13 protein-coding genes are annotated in these 13,752 nt (G+C 38.3%); 6 read left to right on the top strand and 7 right to left on the bottom strand.

The window, feature by feature from the left end; genetic code table 11:
* Position 1 precedes the first annotated feature (1 nt).
* The 3 genes from FAY30_RS23990 to FAY30_RS23980 all read left to right on the top strand — a co-directional run bounded on the left by FAY30_RS23990 (position 2) and on the right by FAY30_RS23980 (position 2,134).
* Positions 2–676, top strand: a complete 675-nt coding sequence (locus FAY30_RS23990) for a DUF4430 domain-containing protein (RefSeq protein WP_149872201.1) — start codon at positions 2–4, stop codon at positions 674–676.
* Positions 655–1,257 carry a hypothetical protein gene (locus tag FAY30_RS23985; RefSeq protein WP_190284755.1) on the top strand — a complete coding sequence of 201 codons (603 nt, stop codon included), beginning with the start codon at positions 655–657 and terminating at the stop codon, positions 1,255–1,257. Before FAY30_RS23990 ends, FAY30_RS23985 begins: the two co-directional genes overlap by 22 nt.
* Positions 1,258–1,546: 289 nt before the next feature.
* Entirely contained in the window at positions 1,547–2,134 is a 588-nt protein-coding gene (locus FAY30_RS23980) for a 50S ribosomal protein L25 (RefSeq protein ID WP_149872200.1), read from the top strand.
* Between the two features lie 346 nt (positions 2,135–2,480).
* Here the strand turns inward: FAY30_RS23980 and FAY30_RS27990 are convergent, their stop codons facing one another.
* The 6 genes from FAY30_RS27990 to FAY30_RS23950 form a co-directional block, all read right to left on the bottom strand.
* Positions 2,481–3,779, bottom strand: coding sequence for an N-acetylmuramoyl-L-alanine amidase family protein (locus tag FAY30_RS27990; RefSeq protein WP_190284754.1), 1,299 nt, complete (start codon positions 3,777–3,779; stop codon positions 2,481–2,483).
* A gap of 456 nt (positions 3,780–4,235) precedes the next feature.
* Complete coding sequence (locus FAY30_RS23970) at positions 4,236–4,955, bottom strand: 5'-methylthioadenosine/adenosylhomocysteine nucleosidase (protein WP_149872199.1); 720 nt, start codon at positions 4,953–4,955, stop codon at positions 4,236–4,238.
* A gap of 13 nt (positions 4,956–4,968) precedes the next feature.
* On the bottom strand, positions 4,969–5,817 hold the full coding sequence (locus FAY30_RS23965; protein WP_149872198.1) for a MetQ/NlpA family ABC transporter substrate-binding protein: 849 nt from the start codon (positions 5,815–5,817) through the stop codon (positions 4,969–4,971).
* A 106-nt stretch (positions 5,818–5,923) separates the two neighbouring features.
* On the bottom strand, positions 5,924–6,385 hold the full coding sequence (locus FAY30_RS23960) for an S-ribosylhomocysteine lyase (RefSeq protein ID WP_149872197.1): 462 nt from the start codon (positions 6,383–6,385) through the stop codon (positions 5,924–5,926).
* Between the two features lie 90 nt (positions 6,386–6,475).
* Entirely contained in the window at positions 6,476–7,156 is a 681-nt protein-coding gene (locus FAY30_RS23955) for a methionine ABC transporter permease (RefSeq protein ID WP_149872196.1), read from the bottom strand.
* Positions 7,153–8,220, bottom strand: coding sequence for a methionine ABC transporter ATP-binding protein (locus FAY30_RS23950; protein WP_149872195.1), 1,068 nt, complete (start codon positions 8,218–8,220; stop codon positions 7,153–7,155). Before FAY30_RS23950 ends, FAY30_RS23955 begins: the two co-directional genes overlap by 4 nt.
* A gap of 299 nt (positions 8,221–8,519) precedes the next feature.
* Here FAY30_RS23950 and FAY30_RS23945 point away from each other — a divergent pair, with 299 nt between their 5' ends.
* Positions 8,520–9,107 (top strand): 50S ribosomal protein L25, encoded by a 588-nt coding sequence (locus FAY30_RS23945; protein WP_149872194.1) that lies wholly within the window; start codon positions 8,520–8,522, stop codon positions 9,105–9,107.
* 537 nt (positions 9,108–9,644) lie between these two features.
* Here the strand turns inward: FAY30_RS23945 and FAY30_RS23940 are convergent.
* The gene (locus tag FAY30_RS23940; protein ID WP_149872193.1) at positions 9,645–10,460 is read right to left on the bottom strand and encodes a hypothetical protein; all 816 of its coding nucleotides are present in this window, start codon (positions 10,458–10,460) and stop codon (positions 9,645–9,647) included.
* Positions 10,461–10,956: 496 nt separating this feature from the next.
* On the opposite strand from FAY30_RS23940, the gene FAY30_RS23935 reads away from it, so the two are divergent.
* Positions 10,957–12,564 carry a PucR family transcriptional regulator gene (locus tag FAY30_RS23935; protein WP_149872192.1) on the top strand — a complete coding sequence of 536 codons (1,608 nt, stop codon included), beginning with the start codon at positions 10,957–10,959 and terminating at the stop codon, positions 12,562–12,564.
* Positions 12,565–12,701: 137 nt separating this feature from the next.
* Complete coding sequence (locus tag FAY30_RS23930; protein ID WP_149872191.1) at positions 12,702–13,748, top strand: 2,5-dihydroxypyridine 5,6-dioxygenase NicX family protein; 1,047 nt, start codon at positions 12,702–12,704, stop codon at positions 13,746–13,748.
* Positions 13,749–13,752 lie beyond the last annotated feature (4 nt).

The following is a 13,752-nucleotide window of genomic DNA, read 5'->3' as shown; positions in this document are numbered from 1 at the left end:
AATGAATTGGAAGACTAAAGCTCTCGACATATCAGCAATCATTGTTATCATAATTGGACTAGTCTTCGGAGTTCTATCTTTAGAAACACCAAAGAAGACCGTAACTACTGTAACAGAGCAAGTCCCGCAAGTAAAAAATGAGCAGAAGAATGAAGAGTCTAATAAAGATCATAAGGAATTGAGTGCTCAAGATAGTGCACCTGCTGCCACTCAATCTACTAACTCACAGACTACGAAGACAGAGACCGCAACTCCTACTGCAGAGACCAACTCTTCTAAGTCTAATGAAAGCTCAACCCCTGCAAGCACCAATAACAGTGCTCAGACAACATCCAACTCTACTTCTAAAATAGAAGAGCCTAAGCGTAAGGTTGTTAATATATCTGTTAAGGGTTACGACGGTTACTCAATTAGTAAGACCGAGTTACAGTTTAAAGAGGGTTCGACTGCCTTTAGTGCCCTGGAAGACCTTGCCGACCTAAAGAAAATTTACCTTGATTACATGGGTTCTGGCAGATTCCTTTATGTACAAGGGATCAACGGTCAAATGGAGAAGGACAAAGGTGCTACAAGTGGTTGGATCTTTAGCGTCAATGGTGTTACACCTAATGTGTCCTCTGGTGCCTTTGATATAAAAGAAGGGGATGTAATTGAGTGGATTTACAAAGAGAGTTAAGAAAGGTCGTTAAACTACCTAGAGGTTTGATAACATCACCACAGGGGATAGCAATCATTGCTGTCCTCGTGGGTATCAATGTAATATCAAGAGTGTATTTACAGTTTCTACCGAATATAAAGCCCGTAACATCTATTATTATTCTTACTGTTTTGATATGTGGTTGGAGATTCGGAACCATTGTAACTGTCTTAACCGTTTGTGTGTCCAATATGATATTAGGATGGGGGATATGGTCGTTAGGTCAGATTATTGCGTGGGGGTTCGTTGCAACTCTTACCTATTTCCTAGCACCAATCCTAAGACGAACGCCATTAATAGTGACAGCGTGCTACTCGGCATTATGTGGATATATCTTTGGCTTTATCATTTCACAACATGCATTTATTTATGGAGGATTGAGTGGCTTTTTATCTTACTACTTAGCGGGGCTATGGTTCGATACCATGCATGCTGGTGGGAACTTTTTTTTCTACCTAATATGTGCACCTGTTTTAGGGAAGATAATGGTTGTACAAAGAACCAGAATGATTGGCTACTATAATTCCCATAATATGAGAAGAGCAAAAGAGGGCGTGTAAATGAATACCGGTGTCTGTCACCACCCGAATTTTATCGAAGATTGATAGGTTTTTACTGAATATTGTTAGGGTGGTTGGTTGTCGCTCTTATTCCTTTTCGGGGAGGGGGTGATATCTGGGCTACGGGCTTAGCCCCCCACTCTGCTAGAGCAGACCACATTGACATTTTTGAAGGGGCCTTTTCCATGAAATAATAGAATTGATAAGCTATACTTGAATGGTAGGTGATTTTTAGATATTTCTATAAAAATGAAAGTCTAAGATCAATAAAAAGAAAGGTGGAAGTAAAATGAATGCGTTAGTAGCTCAAGAAAGAAAAGACTTGAAAAAAGGTTCTTTGAGGAAATTGAAAAGTAATGGAGAGATTCCTGCAGTTGTTTATGGCAGGGAGATGAAAACAAAATCTATTTCTATTAAAAGCGCAGATTTACTAAAAGTGATCAAAGCTGTTGGGAGAAATGGGATCATCAATCTTAATCTTGATGGAAAATCAACCAATGTTATTTTAAGAGATTACCAAAATGTTGCTATAACAAAAGAAGTACTTCATGTAGACTTCCTTCAAGTTAACCAGCACACTGAAATCAACACGAAAGTGAGTGTCATTCTAAAGGGAATATCGAATGGCGAGAAAGCCGGGGGAGCAGTGAATCAATTTCTTCATGAATTGAATATAACTGCTAAAGCAAATGATCTCCCTGATACGATTGAAATTGATATCACTGATTTTGAAATCGGTCGGACTGTACGAGTAGCAGATCTTAAAAAGGATTATAGTAACATTACGATCAATCATGAGAATGAAGAAACAATCTTAATGATAGATTATGTGAAAACCACAGTAGAAGAAGAGGATATCAGTGCAGTTGAAGTGTAAAGAGTTCGTCTTACTACTTTCTGCAACAAATAGTCCTCTATGCTAATGCTCTGCAAAGCTTAGCAAATTTCAAATTACCGTTTAGAATTATAAATAAACCGAAAAACGATGTCAATACGTTTAAAGCATTTAAAATGAATTGTTTTTTCAATAAAAAATCAAAGCAGCCATACTTTAGGTAGAACTGCTTTGATTTCTTTTTTTTCTTCAATTTCTTCATCCCCATCCACATAGATGAAGAAAGAACTTCGAATGTATGACAGCGATCCGAATATGGAATTCAGGATTGTAGGGGTATGGGGCCTTAATAAAAAGGAGTGTTCCACTAAAACACTCCTTCTGTTCATTATCGAATCCAGGCTCCGTCGCGACCTAATTTATAGGTGCCTATCTTCGTGCTATGTGCCATTTTCCCATTGCTATACAAGTAGTACCATTTGCCATTTGAAAGAACCCATCCTGTTTGCATAGCCCCGCTATTGGCTAAGTAATACCAGGAGCCACCATCAAATAGCCAGCCAGTTTTCATATCTCCACTCGAAGCTAGATAGTACCATTTGCCACCATCAAATAGCCACCCTGTTTTCATCGCGCCACTTGGTTGAAGATAATACCATTTTCCTCCATCAAAAATCCACCCTGTTGCCATAGTCCCTGTCTGATAGCTAAGGAAGTACCAAGTAGTTCCTTGTTTAAGCCAACCTATTTTTTTATTGCCGTTTACATAAAAATACCACTTATTATTTTCCGATACCCATCCGTTTTTGACAGGAACATTGACTACAGTAGTATAACTTGTAACACTTCTGTTGCCAGCTGCATCAACAGCAGTCACGGTAATGCGTGCTCCTACAGGAAGAGGGTAATCAATATTGAGATAATATTTACCTTTTGAATCAGCTACGGTCATAGCATGAAATCCTGTAGCTCCTGTAGCTTCCACTTCAACAGTGGAACCTGGCTCTGCTGTTCCTGTGATAATTGTAGTATTAGTATCTACTCGATCAATGGTTGGAGCAGCAGGTGGTGTAGTATCTTGAGGCGTTGACGGCTCGAAGTAATCCCAAGCGAGAGCATAAAGATCATTTGTAACCATTTCCCCTATATTAAGTGCTTTAATGTAATAAACCCCTGCAGCAAGATTATGTAGCTGAGACATTTCATGGTCATCTACTATCATATCCTCTGGATAAATAAGGTTTCCACTTGCATCTTCAAGAATAAAGCCAATGTCAGACCATGAAGAAGAATCCATAACGCCAGCAATAACAATTTTACTAGGTTGAGGGATGACAATTCGAAAGACATCAATATCAAATTGGGAAAAGGTTCCTAAAACAATATCCCCTCTGTTTAATATGTTTGCATTGTAATTATAGTCATTTGGCTCCATCTCATAAAAAGTAGATCCATCTAATGCCTTTGTTGTAAACCCCTTTTGAGCGGCCACTTGAGATTTTACTAGTTTGTTAATCCTCGAATTTCCAAAACCCTCGCTTTTTTCGCCTTGAACACTATGCGTTTTTACTTTTTCAAAATTTGCTTTTGCGGAGTCATAAGGTGTCTCTGCATGTGCTGTAAAACCTCCTGTTAGCATGATCACGAGGGATAAAAGCAAAAAACTATAAATCTTTTTTAATTTCAATTTCTTCTCCTCCCTTTTGGTATTTATATCCAACAGGTCTATTTTACTAGTTTTTTACAAAAATAGTAATTATAAGTTTCTGTCATTAACCGACAGTAAAAATCGACATCTTCTCAAAAATAAGTACGAATGGTCTGATTTTCTTGTGATTTAGCAATGCCTTTGGGGTCAGGCCCTAGTTACTTCAAACTTTTATTGACCAGCGTCCAGGCATTATTTTTAGGCTGTAGGAAGGAAAAGTTCGTGATTGGAGTGGGATAAGGTTCATTTCAATCAAACGTTTAAGTAATAGCGGAATGATGGGGAATAGATAGAATTATGTATGAATTAGATTGAGAGATTTTTCTTAGAATCGAAAAATTAAAGCCGATGATTCCTTAGCATGGGGAATCATCGGCTTTGTTGATGTCGAAATTTTCTTAGCGTATGTTTTCCGCGAGGGACGCCTTCATTTAGCTACACGGCGCTCGATAGAATCTGCTGAACCAGCAGATCAGTAAAGTGCGCAGCATGCTTGGCAACGCCATCCAGATTTTCATCGAAGCTATCAGCTGTATCTCCGCCATGGCCGGCAATATCCGATACCGTCTTGATGGCTAACACCGGAATCCCATATTGGGCAGCAGCTTGCACGATGGCAAGTCCCTCCATATCTGATACCTTAACGGAAGGAAAAGTCGATTTAATCCATTCGACTCGATCGGATTCGCTCATGAAGGAATCTAGCGTCAGAATTAATCCGAAATCAAGTGAATACGGAAGATCATCTGCTACGGCAGCAGCTTGTCTTGCTACATCTAGCCAGTTCTCGTCTAGATCATATTTCGCCGGCATTTGCGGAACCTGGCCATGCTCATAACCAAAGCAAGTGGCATCGACATCGCCATACCTATATTGCGTAGCGACAACGACGTCGCCCACCTTTAATCCCTCGGCAAATGCACCCGACGAACCTACATTGATGATTAAATCCGGTTTATATCGTTCGATCAGCAGCGTAACTGCGACAGCTGCATTGACCTTGCCGATCCCACTTTCTACTAGAATCAGAGACTGGTCACGATAGATTGCTTCTTCAACGATCACCTTGCCTACCTGTGACCGTGCCGTAATTCGTGATTCAATGCGAAAAGGAGCCATTTCCTCCTCCATCGCCGTAATAATTGCGATTCTCATCATCAGAGCCTCTCTATTCTTCCAGGAATGAAATTGGCTTATTTACAGGCACTTTCGAGCCGCCGAATTCTTTTTCTATATATTTTTGGGTATCGTCATTATGATACAATTCACCTAATTTCAAGATGCCAGGATCGTCCTTTTTATCTGAGGTGGTTACAAGCACGTTGATGCTGCTTTTTGTATCTACGGAAACTTCCTCATGGAATATGGAGTCCTTCAATACGTTAAGTCCGCCTTCCATCGCAATCGTATTACCAATCAATACGAGATCCACGTCTTGTATCACCCGCGGACCAGTCGTGTCGTCGATCAATTTGAATTTTAGGTTTTTAGGATTCTCTGCGATATCGCTCACCGAACCTACGCCTTCATCGAAGCTGTCCTTTAACTTGATCAGTCCGGACGCTTGCAATAATTTTAATCCTCTGGATGTATTGGCCGGGTTATCAGCTAAGGCAACGAGCGCGCCGTCCGGAACGTCTTTTATATCCTTGATCTTCTGCGAATAAATTCCCATTGGTTCAAGGTAAGTCGTCGCTACCGCTACAAGGTTGGCATTGCTGTCTTTATTGTAGCTGACCAAGTAACCCCAAGATTGGAAGGCGTTTACGTCAACTTCTCCCTCTTTGGTTGCGTTATTCGTTACAACACCGCCATTGATCTCTTTGACTTCGATAGTGAGGTTGGCATCCTTGGCCGCCTGAGACTTCGCGATATGCTTCCAAATCTGGGCGTCAGAACCCATTGAACCAATGACGATTGTCTGGCCGTCGCTCGATGTCTTGCTCCCGCAGCCAGCTATCAACAGTGTCAATGTCAATCCAATCGCAAATCCGCCCAATAATTTTTTTATATTCATATGTTTTCTCTCCCTAGACTAACTGAAATATTATTGCCCTAATGCATCGTCATGCCGCCGCTTACATCTGCCGTAAGTTGCGATAAATCAAGCGTAATTATGTCAATTACAATACCCTTTCGAATGGATCTCTGCTAATTCCGGCGTTTAGTACAATCTTCGCGTATTCTTGTGCGGAGAACAGCGAATGATCCTTGTAATTGCCGCATTCCAACGCGGATACGGCCGGAACCTCCGTCGTTTCCAGCACACGCTTCAACGTTCTTTCCAATGCGGATGCGATTTCTTCCGGATTATGCTCGTTCCAGAGAATCAGGTAATATCCTGTTCTGCATCCCATAGGTGATATATCGATGATGCCTTGAATCTCATCTCTCATATATGTCGCCAACAAATGTTCAAGTGTATGAAGCGCAGCCGTCGGAATCGCATCTTGATTCGGTTGCAGGAAGCGCAGATCATATTTTTGCACTGTACTGCCTTTCTCATCGTGCTCGACTCCCGCTGCTCTGACGTAAGGAGCCTTTACGATCGTATGGTCCAATTGGAAGCTTTCTACTTTTGCCATTGTACTTCAGTCCTTTTTCTATAATATTGTATATTTATTTCAGTACGCACCCGAAAGCGGCATACTGTATAAATCGATAGGAGCTTGTTGTTAATGCGTTGACTTCTTGGTGAAATAGTCACCGATGAATTGGCATACAAACACCAGAATCAGGATCAAAATCGTTGCTACAATTGTAATGTCCGTCTGGAATCGGTTATACCCCTGATTAATCGCCAGACTGCCTAATCCTCCCGAGCCAATGGCACCTGCCATAGTCGTCAGCCCGATCAGATTAATGACCGTAACCGAAGAAGCGCGGATGATGCCAGCCATTCCCTCTTTCAAATAAACACGGAAAATAATCTCGATTGGCCCCGAACCCATGGATTGAGCCGCTTCAATAATCCCAGAATCTACTTCTACCAGCGCATTTTGTATTTGTCTGGCATAGAAAGGTACTATTCCGATGACCAAAGGGACGATAGCTGCATGCATGCCAATCGATGTCCCTACGATTAAACGGGTAACAGGAACGACAACAGCGATGAGAATGATAAACGGAATCGATCTGAACAGGTTTATGATTTTTTCCACGACACTATAAATCAGCCTGTTCTCCAGAATCCCTCCTTTATCCACGACAACTAGGATAATGCCAAACAAAAGGCCGAATAATACGGAAAATAACGAGGTCACGGCCACCATATAAATCGTTTCATATGTGCTCAAGAGGATATCCTCTCTCAAATTCCATATATTCGGAAAATATTTTATAAAGAAATCGCTCATACTGGTTCACCTCCTTTACTGTTCTGCAAAAGACGGGAATCGATCAATTCAACCTCCACCTGAATTGACTGCAAATACTTTAGTGCTGCATCCAGATCGCTGGAGGTACCCGACATAACCACGATCAGGAAGCCGATCGGTGTCTGCTGTAAAATTTCCACATTAGCGAATAACAGATTGGTCGTCACCCTATACCTGGCGGAAAGCGCCGAAATGATCGGCTCGCTGGTATTATCGCCAATAAAAGAAATCTTGCACAAGATATCGTTATCCTTCAGATGAACCAATGACGGATGCAGCGCGAGCTTTTCCAACGTTTGATCAATATGTGTCGCCGTATTGATGAAATCACGGGTTAATGCATTTTGCGGACTGCTGAAGATGGAGACGATATCGCCTTGCTCGATGATCCGGCCCGCCTCCATCACTGCCACCTTGTTGCATATTTCTTTCACCACTTGCATTTCATGCGTAATAATAACGATCGTTAGGCCGAGGTCTTGATTCAGCTTCTTCAACAATTTCAGGATGGATAGCGTTGTTTTGGGATCCAGCGCACTGGTTGCTTCATCGCATAAGAGTATTTCCGGGTCATTCGCCAGCGCTCTGGCAATGGCTACCCTCTGCTTCTGCCCACCTGACAATTGAGAGGGATAAGCATCCCGTTTATCCGATAAACCTACCAACTCAAGCAAATCCATAACCTTCTGGGCTCTTTCACGCTTGGAAAGCTTGGAGCTTTTTAAAGGGTAGTCTACATTGTCAAAGATCGTTCTAGAACTCATCAGGTTAAAATGTTGGAAGATCATCCCGATCTTCTTTCTGGCCACGCGCAGCTCTTTGGGATTCAAGGAGAGCAAATCTTGACCGTTTACTTTTACGCTTCCCGATGTAGGTCGTTGCAGCAGGTTAATGACGCGAACCAGGGTACTCTTCCCGGCCCCGCTGTAGCCTACAATGCCATAAACATCACCAGCATCAACCTGCAAATTGACATCCTGAACGGCTGTTACCGACTGAGAGCTAGTTTCAAATGTAACGTTAATCGTGGATAAAGAAATCATGATGCCCAACCCTTCTTAAAATTTTTATATTCTTAAAACTCAAAAAAGTCCATGTTGTTAATTGTACATCAGAATACTCGGAATTAAAACAAAAATTTTTTAATAATGCTGTTTTAAAGCGGTAAAGTGTGATGGTAAGACGGTGTAACTGCTAATCTAAAATCAACAGTCCTATTCCCTCGGGGCCTTTTCAATGAAATAAAAGAATTGATAAGCTATACTTGAATTGTAAGGTGTTTTTAGACATTTCTATAAAAATGAAAGTCTAAGATTCAAATGAAAAGAAAGGTGGAAGTAAAATGAATACGTTAGTAGCTCAAGAAAGAAAAGACTTTAAAAAAGGCTCTTTGAGGAAATTAAAAAATAATGGAGAGATACCTGCAGTTGTTTATGGTAGGGAGATTAAAACAAAATCTATTTCAATTAAAAACGCAGATTTACTAAAAGTGATAAAAGCTGTTGGTAGAAATGGCATAATGTCTCTTAATCTTGATGGAAAATCCACAAATGTTATTCTAAGAGATTATCAAAATAAAGCAATAACAAAAGAAGTACTTCATGTAGACTTCCTTCAAGTTAATCAGAACACTGAAATCGACACGAAAGTGAGTGTCATTCTAAAGGGAACATCGAATGGCGAGAAAGCCGGGGGAGTAGTGAAACAATTTCTTCACGAATTGAATATAACTGCTAAAGCAAATGATATCCCTGAAAATATTGAAATTGATATCACTGATTTTGAAATCGGTCGGACTGTACGAGTAGCAGATCTTAAAAAGGATTATAGTAACATTACGATCAATCATGAGAATGAAGAAACTATCATAATGATAGACTATGTGAAAACCACAGTGGAAGAAGAGGATATAAGTGCAGTTGAAGTATAAAGAGTTCGTCTTACTACTTTCTGCAACAAATAGTCCTCTATGCTAATGCTCTGCCAAGCTTAGCAAATTTCAAATTACCGTTTAGAATTATAAATAAACCGAAAAACGATGTCAATATGTTTAAAGCATTTAAAATGAATTGTTTTTCTAATAAAAAAGATCAAAGCAGCAATACTTTAGGTATGGCTGCTTTGATTTTTATTTTTACTTGGTTGAACTGAAATAGCTCAATAATACCAAGGGCTCCTTTAGAAAGTGAAGGAATCCTGCGTTTTTCATCCTCCAGTGGTACCAACTAGCAAATATAAACTTTGATTTTCACAAATTTCCTTTTAAACTTTTCTACTCGTAGGTGAAATTTCCAAAGGAGCGCAAAAACCCATCGGATGTAGAATCCCCCAAGGACTAATTGCCCACCGTTACAAACTAGCTTTACTGCTTTCCTTCTTAGCAATTCAGAGCCCCTTCAATAGAAATATTGTACACATTGATCTAATGGGTGTTACTCTAGCAACATCAGGGAAGAATAGTTGAAGTTTATATTACTTTAGAGAAACTACCATAAGTTTGATGTGTAATTATTAATTGTGATTGATTTAAAAACTGTTGTGGGATATTTTCAGAACAAAAGTAATTATGATATTCCGCAGCCCAAACATATTTTGGATGTACTTTTGTATTACCATTATATTTAATAAGATTTGTTTCAATTTCCTTTTTGTGTTTATGTAATTGATGTATGGCAACTTGATAATCTCCGGTAGCATGAACGTCAAACATTACAGCTTCCAAATAATTAATAAACCATTTCTGATTTGTGCAATCCTGAAGAATATCTCTACTCTGTGGAGCCCAATAAGGTTCTGCATAGTTTTTAATATGCTCCTTAACCATATGAACAGTGTTTTCGCTTAATATGATTCTAGGAAATTTGGCAAGCTTATCTTCAAGGTAATGGGCTTCAATTAAAGAAGGGCCATAAGCGAATTCATCATCCCCATAATAATCTCCAATAGCTATTCCACCACGAATGAAGAACCCATTTAAGGTAAGCTCTAACTGGAAAGATGCAAAATCAAGAAAAATACCACCAAGTTGTGATTCTCCATCCTCATAAATCGGTAATCCAATAACTATATTATCAGTAAAGGCCTTAAAAATCCCTACATAGTCTTCACCAGGTTTTAAATTATTGTATTGTTGTGTAAGTATTTTGTGTAGATGTTGTAAAAGTTGGTCTCCTGTACCGTTTTGATTGGCATCTAATACCATTTGTGAAAAACCTAATATATCGGTAAAACATACTGCTGATCGTATCATTTTGGGATTTTGCGGATCATACCTTTTTAACATTTTATTCATCCTTTTTAAGTGTTAATAAAAACTGACCTTTTCTGACTAATTATATTTCCAAAATTCATAGGAGTCAATTAATTGGTATTTTTTTACTCGTTGCTATAAATATCGGTGCCTGCTATAGTCTCATTACGGCCATAAGAATTTACCACGAGCGCCATCTCTTGTACCATTATTTGACAGTGGGTTTACCAGGTATCGCCAACTCATGACGAGTGGATTCAGACCTCCACTTAGCCCGGTGGTTATCTGGTTAAAAGTATAAAGCTTCGAAGGGACCGTCATGATTCATCCAGTATTATTCAGCCGTTACCCTAGTAGGAATTAAGTTGTAAAGAGATGTCAACGTTTACATCGAAAAACACTATAATAGATATAGGATGAACGTTTAAAGATATTATAATGGCCATATCAATTATTAAAAAAATAGCTATATTATATGAATCATTAAAAATGAAACTACAATTTAACAATATTAATCTGGAGTGATTATATGAGAGTAAGGGATGTATTTTCATTAAGTGGTCTTAAGTATGCTTATATAAAAGCGGGTATTGATGGTCTGGACAATAAAATATCCTCAGTAACCGTTTTAGAAGTTGCTGAGACTAAAGAGCAAAGTTGGTTAATAGAAGGGCAACTTTATGTAACTTCTCTTTATGCAATAATGAATAATAAGGAGAAACAACTAGAAATTTTTGAATCACTTATAGAAGCTAAATCTGCAGGGGTAATTATTTGCCACTTAGATCTTTGGCTTAAGAATATTGACCCAAGAATCGAAGATCTATGTAACAAGATGAACTTTCCTTTGATTATTGCTAAGAGTGAGACAACATATATTGAGATTTTGAATCCAATTATTTTAAAGCTTATGGAAAAACCATCTGATGGATATTTAGATGCAAATCACATGCAGAATAAGTTAATTGAATATGTAGTCTCTAAAAAGGATGTTAATGTGATTTATAAAACAATGACAGATTTTTACGGTGGGGAAATATGGTTTTTAGATATTAACAATAAGCTTATTTATCCTAAATCCATTAACGACATTAGTAATTTATCAAATTATTTACTTGAAAGAAGTAATGAGATTCAAACTATAGATGATAAAAAGATTTTAACAATTAATGATAAGAAATACATATTAAGATTTGTCAGATCACAAGGTATGTTTTTTGGTACTATAGTTGCAGAGTTTGAGGATAATAATTTAAAGAACTCTGATTCAATACTTGATATAATATCCAGAATCTATACATTAATATCTACCAAAAATAGCAGAGTATCAGAAATTGAAATGCAAAGGCAACAAGAGTATATTGGGGATCTCATAACATGGAATTTTAGATCTGATGAAGTTGCAATAAAGATGGGGATGGATCTAAGTTGGGATATACAAAAAATCAGTCAGATAATTGTTCTTAACATTAACAAATTCCAGGAAAATCCTAGGGGGGATCTGAGAGAATTAGAAAGATATATAGAAAATGTTCAGTACCAAAAGACAAACGACATTATAAAAAGAGAGAATAAGGATAATTTAGTTGGGTTAAGAAGCGATTTAATTATTATACTAATTGCGAAACCAACCATAGAAATAAAAGACCGAATAAATAGAATATGTTACCAGCTGCTTGAATATTGGGATAATGATTTAGCGGGTGACATTTCTATTGGAGTAAGCAATGAATTTAATGATTTCAGGGATATTCCCAAAGCATATACAGAAGCCATAGATGCGTTTAAATTTGGAAGAAGATATTTTGGGGAAAATGAATATACGTTATACAGGGACTTAGGTTGTTTTGGATTAATTAGAGAGTTCAGAGAGAATCATAAATTGACTGCTTCTTTAGAAAATATTTTTCAAAAACTTAAAGAATATGATGAGAAGAACAAACAAGATTTGTATAATACTTTGAGCCAACTTATTATTAATGATATGGACGTTGACAAAGTGGCTAACTCTATGTATATTCACAAAAATACTGTCCATTATAGAAAAAATAAAATTATTGATTTATTAGGTTTTGAACCATGGAAAATGCCTTATTTACTAAATACATTGATGGTAATTGCACTTGATAACAAGTGAGCTTTTTAGATATTGTGGTTAGCGGTTTGTGTTACAGCACAACTAGCTAACCTTTTTTTGTTTTTTAGAACATTCAAATATTTCACTCAATTATTGTAAAATTAGGCTAGATTGATAAAAAATAACGGAGGGATAGTATGGCACAATTTTTAGATATGGAACTTACAAAAAGCGCTTACAAACTAATGCACGATATGGTGAAGGTAAAACCCGGTGAAAGCGTGCTGGTAACTCTGGATTCAATTGGAGACTTCAGAGTAGCTGAGGAAATAGTAAAAATGGCTGATGCACTGGGTGCTAAGGCAATGCTGGCCTGGCATTCAACTCCAAAAGGTTATGGGGCACTTACCATGGAATACTTACCAGAGCCACTTAAAGAATGTGTGGACAAAACGGATGTATGGATAGAACTAAATGACCAATGGCTTTTATACTCTCCAATATGGGATAAAGCTGTTACTAATGGAAGAACCAGGCAAGTTATGCTTGGCGGATTAGGAATAGAAAGAATTGTAAGGAATATAGGTTTGGTCGATATGAAAGCACAAAATGAGTTCCAGACAAGACTTACTCAACTAACCAAAGAAGCAACAGAAGTAAGAATAACAAATAAAGCAGGTACTGACGTAACCTTTCAAAATGATCCAAACAGACCAATAAATAATGAAATCGATTATAGTACACCTGGAGCACATTTCCTTATTGGCCAGATAGGGTGGGCACCAATTGAAGACAGTATAAATGGCAGAATAGCATTTGATGGGGCACTTAGTGGAGGTGGGGATCTCGAATTAGGTGTTCTAAGTGAGACGATAACTTACGTTGTAGAAAAAGGACGAATAGTTGAGTTTGAAGGTGGAAAGCTTGCAAAGCGAGTTAAAGATTATTTCGCATCCTTAAATGACCCGAATATGTATATTGCAGCACATGTTTGTTATGGATGCAGTCCTAATGCTAAATTAGAGGGATGCACCACAGAGGATGAGCGAATTTGGGGAAGTACTGAATGGGGGTTTGGTCATCAAGGACCAAATTATTCAGGAGGAGCACCCAGAGTTGCAAAAAGCCATGTAGATGGAATTTCATTGGCATGCTCGGTGTGGTTGGACGGACAGTTAATACTGGATAATGGGATATTCATACATCCGGACCTTGCTGAACTAGCTAAAAAGTTAGGAAAGTAGGGGT

Source organism: Bacillus sp. S3, assembly GCF_005154805.1.
Taxonomy (GTDB): domain Bacteria; phylum Bacillota; class Bacilli; order Bacillales; family Cytobacillaceae; genus Neobacillus.
This window is presented reverse-complemented; position numbering and strand designations above follow the sequence as displayed.

Bases quoted from the DNA above. Each gene is read 5' to 3' on its own strand.
- FAY30_RS23950 (WP_149872195.1), bottom strand. From the start codon at position 8,220: ATGATTTCTTTATCCACGATTAACGTTACATTTGAAACTAGCTCTCAG.
- FAY30_RS23935 (WP_149872192.1), top strand. From the start codon at position 10,957: ATGAGAGTAAGGGATGTATTTTCATTAAGTGGTCTTAAGTATGCTTAT.
- FAY30_RS23945 (WP_149872194.1), top strand. From the start codon at position 8,520: ATGAATACGTTAGTAGCTCAAGAAAGAAAAGACTTTAAAAAAGGCTCT.
- FAY30_RS23990 (WP_149872201.1), top strand. From the start codon at position 2: ATGAATTGGAAGACTAAAGCTCTCGACATATCAGCAATCATTGTTATC.
- FAY30_RS23940 (WP_149872193.1), bottom strand. From the start codon at position 10,460: ATGTTAAAAAGGTATGATCCGCAAAATCCCAAAATGATACGATCAGCA.
- FAY30_RS23960 (WP_149872197.1), bottom strand. From the start codon at position 6,385: ATGGCAAAAGTAGAAAGCTTCCAATTGGACCATACGATCGTAAAGGCT.
- FAY30_RS23970 (WP_149872199.1), bottom strand. From the start codon at position 4,955: ATGAGAATCGCAATTATTACGGCGATGGAGGAGGAAATGGCTCCTTTT.
- FAY30_RS23930 (WP_149872191.1), top strand. From the start codon at position 12,702: ATGGCACAATTTTTAGATATGGAACTTACAAAAAGCGCTTACAAACTA.
- FAY30_RS23955 (WP_149872196.1), bottom strand. From the start codon at position 7,156: ATGAGCGATTTCTTTATAAAATATTTTCCGAATATATGGAATTTGAGA.
- FAY30_RS23965 (WP_149872198.1), bottom strand. From the start codon at position 5,817: ATGAATATAAAAAAATTATTGGGCGGATTTGCGATTGGATTGACATTG.
- FAY30_RS23980 (WP_149872200.1), top strand. From the start codon at position 1,547: ATGAATGCGTTAGTAGCTCAAGAAAGAAAAGACTTGAAAAAAGGTTCT.